Annotated in this window: 10 protein-coding genes; all 10 read left to right on the forward strand. The window is 69.0% G+C overall.

Going from position 1 to position 13337, the window contains the following annotated elements; translation table 11 throughout:
* Nucleotides 1-3: 3 nt before the first annotated feature.
* The 10 genes from ABZV34_RS03130 to ABZV34_RS03175 all read left to right on the forward strand — a co-directional run bounded on the left by ABZV34_RS03130 (nt 4) and on the right by ABZV34_RS03175 (nt 13205).
* Nucleotides 4-357, forward strand: coding sequence for a DUF4233 domain-containing protein (locus ABZV34_RS03130; RefSeq protein WP_356270918.1), 354 nt, complete (start codon nt 4-6; stop codon nt 355-357).
* A 126-nt stretch (nt 358-483) separates the two neighbouring features.
* Nucleotides 484-897, forward strand: coding sequence for a nucleoside-diphosphate kinase (gene ndk / locus ABZV34_RS03135; RefSeq protein WP_356270919.1), 414 nt, complete (start codon nt 484-486; stop codon nt 895-897).
* Nucleotides 898-1222: 325 nt separating this feature from the next.
* Nucleotides 1223-2242, forward strand: a complete 1020-nt coding sequence (locus ABZV34_RS03140) for a rod shape-determining protein (RefSeq protein ID WP_164369335.1) — start codon at nt 1223-1225, stop codon at nt 2240-2242.
* Between the two features lie 183 nt (nt 2243-2425).
* Nucleotides 2426-3370 (forward strand): rod shape-determining protein MreC, encoded by a 945-nt coding sequence (gene mreC, locus ABZV34_RS03145; RefSeq protein WP_356270921.1) that lies wholly within the window; start codon nt 2426-2428, stop codon nt 3368-3370.
* Nucleotides 3371-3382: 12 nt separating this feature from the next.
* Complete coding sequence (gene mreD / locus ABZV34_RS03150; RefSeq protein ID WP_356270923.1) at nt 3383-4051, forward strand: rod shape-determining protein MreD; 669 nt, start codon at nt 3383-3385, stop codon at nt 4049-4051.
* Between the two features lie 98 nt (nt 4052-4149).
* Complete coding sequence (gene mrdA, locus ABZV34_RS03155; RefSeq protein ID WP_356270925.1) at nt 4150-6408, forward strand: penicillin-binding protein 2; 2259 nt, start codon at nt 4150-4152, stop codon at nt 6406-6408.
* Nucleotides 6405-7601 carry a rod shape-determining protein RodA gene (rodA, locus tag ABZV34_RS03160; RefSeq protein WP_356270927.1) on the forward strand — a complete coding sequence of 399 codons (1197 nt, stop codon included), beginning with the start codon at nt 6405-6407 and terminating at the stop codon, nt 7599-7601. Before mrdA ends, rodA begins: the two co-directional genes overlap by 4 nt.
* A 338-nt stretch (nt 7602-7939) precedes the next feature.
* On the forward strand, nt 7940-9523 hold the full coding sequence (locus tag ABZV34_RS03165) for a CYTH and CHAD domain-containing protein (RefSeq protein WP_356270929.1): 1584 nt from the start codon (nt 7940-7942) through the stop codon (nt 9521-9523).
* An 80-nt stretch (nt 9524-9603) separates the two neighbouring features.
* On the forward strand, nt 9604-11574 hold the full coding sequence (locus tag ABZV34_RS03170; RefSeq protein ID WP_356270931.1) for a TIGR03960 family B12-binding radical SAM protein: 1971 nt from the start codon (nt 9604-9606) through the stop codon (nt 11572-11574).
* A gap of 596 nt (nt 11575-12170) precedes the next feature.
* Complete coding sequence (locus tag ABZV34_RS03175) at nt 12171-13205, forward strand: PP2C family protein-serine/threonine phosphatase (RefSeq protein WP_356270932.1); 1035 nt, start codon at nt 12171-12173, stop codon at nt 13203-13205.
* Nucleotides 13206-13337: the final 132 nt, after the last annotated feature.

The following is a 13337-nucleotide window of genomic DNA, read 5'->3' on the forward strand; positions in this document are numbered from 1 at the left end:
GCCGTGCGTACGCTCTGTGCTTCGACCCTGATCGGCGAGTTCTTCGTCGTCGGCTTCGCCGGACTGGTCGCGATGAAGGATCCGGGGCTGTCCACGGCCACCGTCTGGACGGTCAGTGGGATCGTCATGGTGCTGAGTGTCCTGCTCTGTGGCATGATCACCCGGCCCGGCGGCGTGCAGCTCGGCTGGGCCCTTCAGATCGTGCTGATCGCCAGTGGGTTCTTCGTGACGTCGATGTTCTTCCTGGGTGCGATCTTCGCGGCGCTGTGGTGGGCCTCGGTGCACTACGGCCGGAAGATCGACGAGGCGAAGGCGCGGTTCGCCGCGCGGACGGAGGCGGAGGGGCACGCCGCGTAGCGGTCGCGCCACACGGCCTCCGCGCGGGTCCGAAGGCTCTGTACCACCTGACTCTGCGTGACACCCACCCCGACACGCCCTGTAGCCTCGGTCACCCGCACACTTGTGACCTGAAGGAGCACCACCGTGAGCCAGCGCACCCTCGTCCTCCTCAAGCCCGACACCGTCCGTCGTGGCCTGACCGGCGAGATCATCAGCCGCATCGAGCGCAAGGCCGGCTGGCAGATCACCGCGCTGGAGCTGCGGACGCTGGACCAGGAGACGCTGGAGCAGCACTACGGCGAGCACCAGGGCAAGCCGTTCTACGAGCCGCTGGTCGAGTTCATGGCGTCCGGCCCGGTCGTGGCGCTGGTCGTCGAGGGCGAGCGGGTCATCGAAGGGGTGCGGGCGCTGGCCGGCCCCACCGACCCCATCGCCGCCGCCCCCGGCTCCATCCGCGGGGACTACGGCGTGATCGTCCGCGAGAACCTGATCCACGCCTCCGACTCCGAGGAGTCCGCCGAGCGTGAGCTGAAGATCTTCTTCCCCGGCCGCGGCTGAGTTCCACGGTCCGGGCGAGCGCTAATTTTCCGCGAATTTTTCGCGGGACAATCTCGTCATTCGGATGTCCGATCCGGGGCGGCCGCGAAATTTCCGGCCGTCCTGTGGCATATGCGTGCCGATCGGGGGAACGCGTGCCCCCGATGGCCCGTCTCCACAAGCGAGGCGGCGCCGCACATGCTGACAATGGCGAAGACCCTCGCGCAGTGTTCGTGCAGGCGCGTCTACGATGTAAGCCTTCACGTCACAGCACCCACCTCGCCTTACCTAACAAGCCGTCAAAGCTCCACTTGGGAAGGCCAGACGAATCCTGATGGGGAACTCAATGTCGTTCATCGGCCGTGACATGGCTGTCGACCTCGGGACCGCCAACACGCTGGTGTACGTCAGGGGTCGCGGGATCGTACTCAACGAGCCGTCCGTCGTCGCGATCAACACCAACACCGGTGGCATCCTCGCGGTCGGCGCGGAGGCCAAGAAGATGATCGGGCGGACCCCCGGCAACATCGTTGCCGTACGTCCGCTGAGGGACGGTGTCATCGCCGACTTCGAGATCACCGAGCGCATGCTCCGCTACTTCATCCTGAAGATCCACAAGCGGCGCTACCTCGCCCGCCCCCGTGTCGTCGTCTGCGTGCCCTCCGGCATCACAGGTGTCGAGCGCCGTGCCGTCATCGAGGCGTCGTCCCAGGCCGGCGCCCGCCAGGTGCACATCATCGAGGAGCCCATGGCCGCGGCCATCGGCTCCGGCCTGCCGGTCCACGAGGCCACGGGCAACATGGTGGTGGACATCGGCGGCGGCACCACGGAGGTCGCGGTGATCTCGCTCGGCGGCATCGTCACCGCCCAGTCCATCCGCGTCGCGGGCGACGAGCTGGACAACGCGATCATCCAGCACATCAAGAAGGAGTACAGCCTCCTCCTCGGTGAGCGGACCGCGGAACAGATCAAGATCACGATCGGTTCGGCGTACGACCTCGACAATGACGAGCACACCGAGATCCGCGGCCGGGATCTCGTGTCCGGGCTGCCCAAGACCGTCGTCATCTCCGCGGCCGAAGTGCGCAAGGCCATCGAGGAGCCGGTCAACGCGATCATCGACGCCGTGAAGACGACACTCGACAAGTGCCCGCCGGAGCTGTCGGGCGACGTGATGGACCGCGGCATCGTACTGACCGGCGGCGGAGCCCTGCTGCGGGGTCTCGACGAGCGGCTGCGCCGCGAGACCGGCATGCCGATCCACATCGCCGAGGACCCGCTGGACAGCGTCGCGCTCGGCGCCGGCAAGTGCGTCGAGGAGTTCGAGGCGCTCCAGCAGGTGCTGGACGCCCAGCCGCGCAGATGAGGTAACTCTTCGGTTCCGCCGTACGAGATGATCTCCTCTCGTACGGCGGATCGTTGGTATAGATGCATAAGCTCACCCAAAGAGCCTCTTGGGGCCTCCTCTTGGGGAGGCCCTTCGGTCAGCCTTGTGGGCTGCCCTCTTTGGGTACGACGAATTCCGACGAGGAAGGCACGGCCGCCGCACGTGAGGGACACACGAGAGAGCCGGCTGCTCCTGGTGCTGCTGATCGCCATCGCGTTCGCTCTGATCACGGTGGACATCCGGGGCGGAGAGGACTCACCGGTCCAGGGCGCCCGGCAGGGCGCCGCGACGGTCTTCGGCCCGATCGAGAACGGGGTGTCCTCCGCGGTCGACCCCGTCGGCAACGCGATCACCGCGGTCCGTGACTCGGACGACCGGCACGACCGCGTCGCCCGGCTCGAACACGACAACGCGGCGCTGAAGGCGAAACTCGGCAGCGACGACCGCAACCGCAGCCGGCTGGGCCAGCTCAACAAGATGCTCCGCATGGCCGGCGACGGACAGTACGGCATCAAGGGCGCCGAGGTCATCGCCATAGGAGCGGCCCAGGGCTTCTCCTGGACCGTGACGATCGACGTCGGCGCGAACGACGGCATCACCCGCGACATGACGGTCCTGAACGGGGACGGACTGGTCGGGCGCATCACCACCGTCGGCCCCGACACCTCCACCGTGCTGCTCGCCAACGACCCCGATTTCACGGTCGGCACGCGCATGGAGTCGAGCGACGAACTCGGCTTCGCCTCCGGACAGGGCGACCGCCCGCTGCGGGTCGAGCTGCTCAACGGCAAGGCCAAGATCAAGAAGGGCGACCGCCTGGTCACGTTCGGCTCGCAGGCCGACAAGCCCTTCGTGCCCGGTGTCCCGGTCGGCGTGGTCTCCCGTGTCGACCCCTCCGGCGGCGGCCTGACCCGCACGGTCTACGTGACGCCGTACGCCGCGTTCACGAAGCTCGACATCGTCGGCGTCGTCGTCCAGGCCCCCCGCAAGGACCCCCGCGACGAGGTCCTGCCCCCCAAGCCCAGACCGACGCCCACGCCGACCGTGACCGTCACGGTCACCCCCTCGGCGAACGCCCCCCTCGACGGCCAGCAGCAACAGCAGTAGGAGCCGAACCCCATGCGTCTCAACCGGATGCTGCTCTCCACCACCCTGGTGGTCGTCGCCCTGGTGATCCAGGTGAGCGTCCTCGCCCGTCTCCACCTCCCCGGTGCCGTCCCGGACCTGGTCCTCCTGACCGTGCTGGCCCTCGCGATGGTCTACGGCCATGTCGGCGGCGCCCTCATCGGCTTCGGCGCGGGCCTGCTCGCCGACCTCGCCCCGCCCGCCGACCACGCCGCCGGGCGCTACGCCCTCGTGCTGTGCGTCATCGGCTATCTCGCCGGTCTGGTGAAGCCGGAGAACGGCCAGCTCAAGTCCGCGACCGGACCGATGGCCGTGGTCGTCGCCGCCGCGGTCGGATCGACCCTGCTCTACGCCGGTGTCGGCGCCCTCGTCGGCGACACCGCCGCCCGCCATGTGGGCCTCGGCAGCCTCCTGTTCACGGCCGCCCTGTACGACCTGCTGCTGGCGCCCTTCGTGGTGCCGGGGCTGATGGCGCTGGCCCGGCGCGCGGAGAACAACCCGCTCGGCGAGTCCGGCGCGTCCGCCAAGGCCGCCGACGTCTCCTCGGGGTGGCTCTCCTCCGGCACCGGCCTGCGCATCGGCAGCCAGCGCGGAATGCGGGTCAAGGCGGCCAGGGCGCGCGTCGCCCGCGCGGGGCGCATCAAGGGGGTCAAGCGACTGTGACCGCGGATGAGTTCACTCCGGGCGCCGTGGCTCGCACACACAGGTTGGCCGGGTATTCGTATGTCTCGTACACACACTGAGAGGGGGAGGCAGCAGCAGTGACCAACATCCCCGAGACCGGCAGGACCCCACGGGTCCAGATCCGACTCGTCGTCATCCAGATCCTCGTGCTCTCCCTCCTCGGCACCCTCGGCGGCCGCCTCTGGTACCTCCAGATCCGCAACGGCGACGAGTACGCCAAGGAAGCCTCCGGCAACCACGTCCAGCAGGTCGTGCAGCCCGCCGTGCGCGGCTCGATCCTCGACGCGCGCGGGGTGCCGATCGCCGACAACGAGACCCGGCTCGTGGTCTCCGCCTCGCGCACCGACCTCCTGAAGATGAAGGACGACGGCAAGGCGGTCCTGACCAAGCTCGCCGGCGTCCTCGGCGAGAAGCCCGAGGACGTCATCCAGAAGGTCCGGCTGTGCGACGCGAAGACACCGCAGCCCTGCTGGAACGGCTCGCCCTACCAGCCGATCCCCATCACGGACGAGGCCACCGCCAAGCAGGCCCTGCAGATCCGTGAACGCTCCGAGGACTTCCCCGGCATCACGGCCGAGCCCGAGCCCGTACGGCGCTACGCGGCACCCGGCAAGTCCAACGCCGCCCAGGTCCTCGGCTACCTCTCGCCGGTCACCGACGCCGAGATCACCAAGGCCAAGGACACCGAGTCGCCGTACCTGCGCTCCGACCAGGTCGGCCGCTCCGGTCTCGAGCGCCAGTACGACAAGGAACTGCGCGGCAAGGCGGGCGTCACCCGCTACGAGGTCGACAACCTGGGACGCGTCATCGGCAAGGCCAAGAGCGACGAGGCCGAGTCCGGCGCGAACCTCGTCACCAGCATCGACGCCCGCGTCCAGCGCGTCGCCGAGTACGAGCTGAACAACGCGATGAAGATCGCCCGTACCCAGTACGACAAGATCACCAGCGAGAACTACAAGGCCGACTCCGGCGCGGTCGTCGTGATGGAGGCCAAGACCGGCCGGATCGTCTCCATGGCGTCCAGCCCGACGTACGACCCGAACGCCTGGGTCGGCGGCATCTCCGCCAAGGACTACACGCAGCTCACCGGCAAGGACTCCGACTACCCGCTGCTCAACAGGGCCATACAGGGTCAGTCCGCGCCCGGTTCGACGTTCAAGGTCGTCTCCACGGCGGCCGCGGTCGAGGCCGGCTACGACTTCGACGGCAACTACCCCTGCACGAGCTCCTACTCCGTCGGCAGCCAGGTCTTCAAGAACTTCGAGGGCGAGAACTTCGGCCCCATCTCACTCGGCCGGGCCCTCGAGGTCTCCTGCGACACCGTCTTCTACGGCCTCGCCGACAACGAGTGGAAGAAGGACGGCGGCATCAACCCGAAGAAGACCCCCAAGGACTTCTTCTACAAGGCCGCCCACCAGTTCGGCCTCGGCAAGGAGACCGGCGTCGACCTGCCCAACGAGGTCACCGGCCGCGTCCCCGACCGCCAGTGGAAGCTGAACTACTGGAAGGCCAACAAGGCCGTCTGGTGCAAGACCGGCAAGAAGAGCGGCGACTACGTCCAGAGGATCGCGTACGAGAACTGCCTCGAGGGCAACAAGATGCGCGAGGGCGACTCGATCAACTACTCCATCGGCCAGGGCGACACCCTCGTCACGCCGATCCAGGAGGCCATGATCTACGGGGCGCTCGCCAACGGCGGCACCGTGCACACGCCCACCATCGGCAAGGCGATCGTCAGCGCCGACGGCAGGAGCGTCAAGGAGATCAAGCCCCAGGTCCGCGGCAGGCTGCCGATCAGCAAGGCCACGCTCAAGGGCATGGACGCGGCCCTGGAAGGTGTCGTCACCCGCGGTACGGCCGCCTGGAAGTTCGGGGGCTGGCCGCAGGACAAGATCCCGCTGCACGCCAAGACCGGTACCGCCGAGGTCTACGGCAAGCAGACGACCTCCTGGCTCGCCACCTACTCCAAGGACTACACGATCGTCATGACGATCGCCCAGGCCGGTACGGGTTCCGGCGCCTCCGGTGAGGCCGTCCGCAACATTTACAACGCCCTGTACGGCGTCTCGCCCGACGGTGCCGTCGACAAGAAGAAGGCCCTGCTCCCCACCCCGCAGAAGAGCCTTCCCAGGATCCAGCCCGACGGCTCGATCGACTCCCCGGAGATCTCCAAGGACCCGGCCAAGGATCAGCAGGCCGCCAAGAAGGACACCTCCGGCACCACCGACCAGCAGCAGGACGGGGCCACCACGCCGTCGCCGAACGCGAGCAACCGCACCACCCGCAGGCGCTCGGACCGCCCGCGGAAGCGGCGGAGGATGAGGATCCTGACATGACCGGAGCGAACAACTTCTCCGTCTCCGGGTACGGCCCCGAGCGCGGCGGTATGTCGCGGCTCCTCGCCCGCGACTCGCTGGCCCGCCGCCTCGACTGGCCGATACTGCTGTCGGCCGTCGCGCTGTCGCTGATCGGCTCGGCCCTCGTCTACTCGGCGACCCGCAACCGCACCGAGATCAACCAGGGCGACCCGTACTACTTCCTCATCCGCCACCTCATGAACACCGGCATCGGCATCGCCCTGATGATCGGCACGGTCTGGCTCGGCCACCGCACCCTGCGTACCGCGGTCCCGATCCTGTACGGCCTCTCGGTCTTCATGATCCTGCTGGTGCTCACACCGCTCGGCGCGACGATCAACGGCCAGCGCAACTGGCTCGTCGCGGGCGGTCTGTCGCTCCAGCCCGCCGAGTTCACCAAGATCACGATCATCCTGGGCATGGCGATGCTGCTGGCCACCCGGGTGGACGCGGGCGACAAGCAGTACCCCGACCACCGCACGGTGCTCCAGGCACTGGGCCTCGCGGCCGTCCCGATGATGATCGTGATGCTCATGCCCGACCTCGGCACGATCATGGTCGCGGTCATCATCGTGCTCGGCGTGCTGCTCGCCTCCGGCGCCTCCAACCGCTGGGTGTTCGGCCTGATCGGCGCCGGGGCGCTCGGGGCGATCGCCGTCTGGCAGCTCAAGATCCTCGACGAGTACCAGATCAACCGCTTCGCCGCCTTCGCCAACCCCGACCTCGACCCCGCGGGCGTCGGCTACAACACCAACCAGGCGCGGATCGCCATCGGCTCCGGCGGCCTCTTCGGCACCGGCCTGGGGCACGGCTCCCAGACGACCGGCCAGTTCGTCCCCGAACAGCAGACGGACTTCGTCTTCACGGTCGCGGGCGAGGAACTGGGCTTCGTGGGCGCCGGCCTCATCCTGTTCCTGCTGGGCGTCGTCCTGTGGCGGGCCTGCCGCATCGCCCGCGAGACCACCGAGCTGTACGGCACGATCGTCGCCGCCGGCATCATCGCCTGGTTCGCCTTCCAGGCCTTCGAGAACATCGGCATGACGCTCGGCATCATGCCGGTCGCCGGCCTCCCCCTCCCCTTCGTCTCCTACGGCGGCTCATCGATGTTCGCGGTATGGGTGGCGGTGGGCCTGCTGCAGTCGATCAGAGTCCAACGGCCCATGTCGGCGTAGACCTCCGGCGGTTGGACGGGGATGTGTCGCGCGGGGCGCCGGGACGGGCGTCCCGCGCGACACGTTCCGCGAGGTGTCCCCGGCGCGTGGCCCCCTTCGCGTCGAGGTGTCCGCGTCGAACGGATGGCCGCCGTCCCCCGGATGCCGGTCGGACCGGTTCGTTCGGGGCGGGCCGGGTTTTCCGGACGAGATCGTTCAGGTGGCCCGGGGGGACCGGGAAGGTCTGCCCCGGGAGGGTGGCACGGGGAGCGGCGGCGGGGGCGAAATCCGGTCTCCCGCGACAGCCCCGGCAGATCCGGGCACTGCCATCCCGGCCCCGCTGCCACTAGATTCAGGTCATGGCGGACACCAAGCGAGAAATCGAGCGGAAGTACGAGGGTTCCCCCACCGGAGGTGACCCCGCGCTGCCGGACCTGACCCGCGTCCCCGGAGTCTCCGGCGTCCTCGACAAGGGCGTGGCGGACCTCGACGCCACCTACTACGACACGGCCGACCAACGACTCGCCGCCGCCTCCCTCACCCTGCGCCGCCGCACCGGCGGCGACGACGCCGGCTGGCACCTCAAGCTCCCCGTCTCCGACGGCGTCCGCGACGAGATCCGCGCCCCGCTCTCCGACACCGTCCCCCACTCCCTGTCCGCCCTCGTACGCTCCCGGGTGCGCGAAGCCGAACTCGTCCCCGTCGTGCGCCTGCTGTCGGCCCGGGACGTCCGCCACCTCGTCGACGACTCCGGGGCCCTGCTCGCCGAGGTCAGTGTCGACCGCGTCCGGGCGGAGCGACTCAGCGGCGGCGCCGGCGTCGCCGAGTGGACGGAGATCGAGGTGGAGCTCGCCGACGACGGTGATCCGGCCTTCCTCGACCAGGTGGAGAAGAAGCTCCGCAAGGCGGGCCTCGAACGCTCCTCCTCAAAGTCCAAACTGGCCAAGGCCCTCAGCGACACGGACACCGCGAACGCCGCGAACGCCGCGAACGCCGCGAACGCCGCGAACGCCGCGAACGCCACGAACGCCGCGAAGAAGCGGGTCAAGGCCGCGCCCGCGGACCGCGCCCCGCGGACGGCCGGCGACCACGTCCTCGCCTACCTCCGTACCCAGCGCGACGCCATCGTCGAACTGGACCCCGCCGTCCGCCGCGACCTGTACGACTCCGTCCACAGCATGCGCGTCGCCACCCGCCGTATGCGCAGCGCCTTCCGCTCGTACGGCAGGATCCTCGACCGCGCCGTCACCGACCCGATCGGCGAGGAACTGAAGTGGCTCGCCGGCGAGCTGGGCGTCGGCCGTGACCAGGAAGTCCTCACCGAACGCCTGACGACGGCACTCGACGGGCTCCCGGGTGCCCTGGTCACCGGCCCCGTCCGCGACCGTCTGCGGACCTGGTCGCAGGCCCGCGGTGACGGTTCCCGACGCCACCTGATCGCCGTACTGGACGGCGGTCGCTACCTGGACCTGCTGGCGGCGCTCGACGGTGTGGTGACCGGCCCGCCCCTGCTGAAGGCCGCGGCGGGCGACCCCTCGAAGGAGATCGCCAAGGCCGTACGGAAGGACTTCGCGAAGGTCTCCGCACTCGTCGCCCAGGTCCTCGACCTGGCCCCCGGCGCCGACCGCGACCTCGCGATGCACGAGGCCCGCAAGAAGGCCAAGCGCACCCGGTACGCGGCCGAGGCCGCCACCCCCGCCCTCCGCGGACCCGCGGCCGGCCTGGTCAAGTCGATGAAGTCGCTGCAGAGCCTGCTCGGCGACCACCAGGACAGCGTGATGGCCCGCGAGGCCCTGCGCGACCTGGCCGACCAGGCCCACGCGGCGGGTGAGAGCGCGTTCACGTACGGGCTCCTGTACGGCCGTGAGGAGCGGCGCGCGGCGGCGGTCGAGGCGGCGTTCCCGGGGGAGTGGGAATCGATCGGGGGCGGCAGCGGGATCTGAGCGGACGGGGGGTGCTCCCGGCCGCGTTACGCTGGATGGTCACGCCTGTCAGTAGGTCCCCGCTCACGAAGGTTCGCGAGATGTCTGCCGAAGCCGCTGTGTCGGTGTTTCCACAGCTCGAAGCTCTGCTCCCGCATGTGCAGAAGCCGATCCAGTACGTCGGCGGAGAGCTCAACTCCACGGTCAAGCCCTGGGAGGCCTGTGACGTCCGCTGGGCGCTGATGTACCCCGACGCCTACGAGGTCGGGCTGCCCAACCAGGGCGTCATGATTCTTTACGAGGTTCTCAACGAACGTGAGGGCGTCCTCGCCGAGCGCACCTACAGCGTCTGGCCGGACCTGGAGGAGCTGATGCGCGAGCACCGGGTCCCCCAGTTCACGGTGGACAGCCACCGCCCGGTGAAGGCCTTCGACGTCTTCGGACTGTCCTTCTCCACGGAGCTGGGCTACACGAACATGCTGACGGCCCTGGACCTGGCCGGCATCCCCCTGGAGTCCAAGGACCGCACGCTCGACGACCCGATCGTGCTGGCCGGCGGCCACGCGGCCTTCAACCCCGAGCCCGTCGCCGACTTCATCGACGCGGCGATCATCGGCGACGGCGAGCAGGCCGTGCTCGACATGACCGAGATCATCAGGGCCTGGAAGGCCGAGGGCCGTCCGGGCGGCCGCGAGGAGGTCCTCTTCCGCCTCGCGAAGACGGGCAACGTCTACATCCCGGCGTTCTACGACGTCGAGTACCTCGCCGACGGCCGGATCGCCCGTGTCGTGCCCAACAGGTCGGGCGTTCCGTGGCGCGTGTCCAAGCACACGGTCATGGACCTCGACGAGTGGCCGTACCCCAAGCAGCCGCTGGTCCCCCTGGCCGAGACGGTCCACGAGCGGATGTCCGTGGAGATCTTCCGCGGCTGCACGCGCGGCTGCCGCTTCTGCCAGGCCGGCATGATCACCCGCCCGGTCCGCGAGCGTTCCATCACGGGCATCGGCGACATGGTCGAGAAGGGTCTGAAGGCGACGGGCTTCGAGGAGGTGGGCCTGCTCTCGCTCTCCTCCGCGGACCACACCGAGATCGGTGACCTCGCCAAGGGCCTGGCGGACCGGTACGAGGAGGACAAGGTCGGTCTCTCCCTGCCCTCCACCCGCGTCGACGCCTTCAACGTGGACCTGGCGAACGAGCTGACGCGCAACGGCCGCCGCTCGGGCCTGACGTTCGCCCCCGAGGGCGGCTCGGAACGCATGCGCAAGGTCATCAACAAGATGGTCTCGGAGGAGGACCTGATCCGGACCGTCTCCACCGCCTACGGCAACGGCTGGCGCCAGGTGAAGCTGTACTTCATGTGCGGCCTGCCGACGGAGACGGACGAGGACGTTCTCCAGATCGCCGACATGGCGATGAAGGTGATCGCCGAGGGCCGCAAGGTCTCGGGCCAGAACGACATCCGCTGCACGGTCTCGATCGGCGGCTTCGTCCCCAAGCCGCACACCCCCTTCCAGTGGGCCCCGCAGCTCTCCGCCGAGCAGACGGACGACCGCCTCGGGAAGCTCCGCGACAAGATCCGCGGCGACAAGAAGTACGGCCGCTCGATCGGCTTCCGCTACCACGACGGCAAGCCCGGCATCGTCGAGGGCCTGCTCTCCCGCGGTGACCGCCGTATCGGCTCGGTCATCCGCGCGGTCTACGAGGACGGCGGCCGCTTCGACGGCTGGCGCGAGCACTTCTCGTACGACCGGTGGATGGCCTGCGCCGAGAAGACCCTCCCCGCCTTCGGCGTGGACGTCGACTGGTACACGACCCGTGAGCGCACCTACGAGGAGGTCCTCCCCTGGGACCACCTCGACTCCGGCCTCGACAAGGAATGGCTCTGGGAGGACTGGCAGGACGCCCTCGACGAGACCGAGGTCGAGGACTGCCGCTGGACGCCGTGCTTCGATTGCGGGGTCTGTCCGCAGCTGGACACCCACATCCAGATCGGCCCGACGGGTAAGAAGTTGCTGCCTCTGACGGTCAAGAACGCGGCGCCGGCGCCCGCTTCGAGTGGTCACGCGCACTGACGTGAGCGGGGCACTCGATCGGGTGATTGAGGCGTTGGCGGGGGTGAGCGAGGACGAGGTCGCTGCGGCGTTGGCTGCGGTGGGTACTTCGGGTCATCGCCCCTCGGGGCCGGTGGCGCTCTCCCGGACGCCGTTGCCGGGCCCTGGAATCGCTGAGGGGCTCGTCTCCGAGGTGGAGTGGGTCTGAGGGGGTTCGGCACTTGTGTGCGGACCGGGACCGGTTGAGCCTCCTTCCTCGTATGGGAGGGGGCTCCGTCGTTTCTGATGCAGCCTCTTCAGGCGGCTCCCTCGCCACGGGCGGATGGCAGGGCTGTTTCGCCGTTCTCGTTGCCTGACCGCAGCCGGACTGTCAGGTAAGCGCCCTGACAGTCGGCTCGCGGTGTGAGCCGCATCGGCGTGTGGTGTTTGGGTTACAACCACCACCTTGCGGGCGAGCCGGGCGCCGGAGCGGCAGGGGCGCATGTGGATGGACCCTAGGCTGAGCAGGCTGGCAGACCGGTCGACATCTGGAGCGGTGCGTGGCGAGGCTGGGAGTGTGGCAGCGGCTGGGAAGGTTGAGGAGTCTGCTGCCGGCCCTTCTGCTTTTCACGGCAGCGGTGATCGACTTCGTCACGCCGCCCACGGTGAGCGCTGCGGCCCTCTACGCGGCTGCGGTCCTGACGGCCGCCTCTCTGCTGTCCCTGCGCGGCACCATCGTCACGGGGGTGGTCGCGTTCCTCCTCGACTTGGCGATGTTCGGGTACTTCGGCTACCACGGAAGTGCGACTGAGATCAGCGAACTGGCCATGGTTGCGACGGTGGCCGCGATCGCGGTTTTCCTCCATCGCCTCCTGCATCATCTGCAGAGTCGGCTGCGGTCCGCGCGCGATATCGCCGCCGCTGTCCAGCGGGCCGTTCTGCCGGATCCGCCGAAGGCGAGCGGTCCGCTGCGTTTCGCTGCGCGCTATGAGGCCGCTCAGGCGGACGCGCAGATCGGCGGGGACCTCTACGCGGTGATGGACACGCCGTTCGGCGTGCGCTGTGTGATCGGCGATGTGCGTGGCAAGGGACTGGAAGCAGTCAGGGCGGTCGCGGCCAGCATCGGCACTTTTCGTGAGGCGGCCCTGCAGGAGCCCAGCCTGGCCGGGCTCGTGGAACGTCTGGAGCGAGCCGTCGCTCTTGAGGTCCGGCAGTCGGGGAGCGTGACCGAGCTCGAAGGATTCATCACGGGCGTGGTGGCGGAAATTCCCCCGAGTGGAAGCGAAGTCCGCCTGGTCAACCGCGGCCACCCGGCACCCCTGCTGTTCCTGACCGACACCGTGCTGTACGTCGAGCCCAGCCAGACGGCATTGCCCTTCGGCATGGCCGCCCTCGCCACCGGTCCTGCACATGTGGATACGGTGGCCTTCCCAGAGGGTGCCACTCTGCTGCTGTATACCGACGGACTCACGGAAGCTCGCGACGAGAAGGGCGCCTTCTACGACCTTGTCGACCGGTTCGCCGCGTCTCGGTATGCCGGTGCGGATGCGCTCCTCGACGCCGTGCTGGCCGACGTGCACAGGCACACCGGTGGCCGGAGAACCGATGACATGGCGTTGCTGGCCATCACCCATGCTTCCGACAACGTGCCGCCGTCCGGTCGTTGTGGGTAGCCACCCGCCCGCAGCTGGACACCCACATCCAGATCGGCCCGACCGGCGCGAAGTTGCGGCCTCTGACCGTCAAGAACGCGGCGCCGGCGCCCGCTTCGAGTGGTCACGCGCACTGACGTGAACGGCGCTGCG

The organism is Streptomyces sp. NPDC005195 (genome assembly GCF_040608315.1).
Classification (GTDB): Bacteria; Actinomycetota; Actinomycetes; order Streptomycetales; family Streptomycetaceae; genus Streptomyces; species Streptomyces kaempferi.

Bases quoted from the DNA above. Each gene is read 5' to 3' on its own strand.
- mreD (WP_356270923.1), top strand. From the start codon at position 3,383: ATGCGTCTCAACCGGATGCTGCTCTCCACCACCCTGGTGGTCGTCGCC.
- rodA (WP_356270927.1), top strand. From the start codon at position 6,405: ATGACCGGAGCGAACAACTTCTCCGTCTCCGGGTACGGCCCCGAGCGC.
- ABZV34_RS03170 (WP_356270931.1), top strand. From the start codon at position 9,604: ATGTCTGCCGAAGCCGCTGTGTCGGTGTTTCCACAGCTCGAAGCTCTG.
- ABZV34_RS03165 (WP_356270929.1), top strand. From the start codon at position 7,940: ATGGCGGACACCAAGCGAGAAATCGAGCGGAAGTACGAGGGTTCCCCC.
- ABZV34_RS03140 (WP_164369335.1), top strand. From the start codon at position 1,223: ATGTCGTTCATCGGCCGTGACATGGCTGTCGACCTCGGGACCGCCAAC.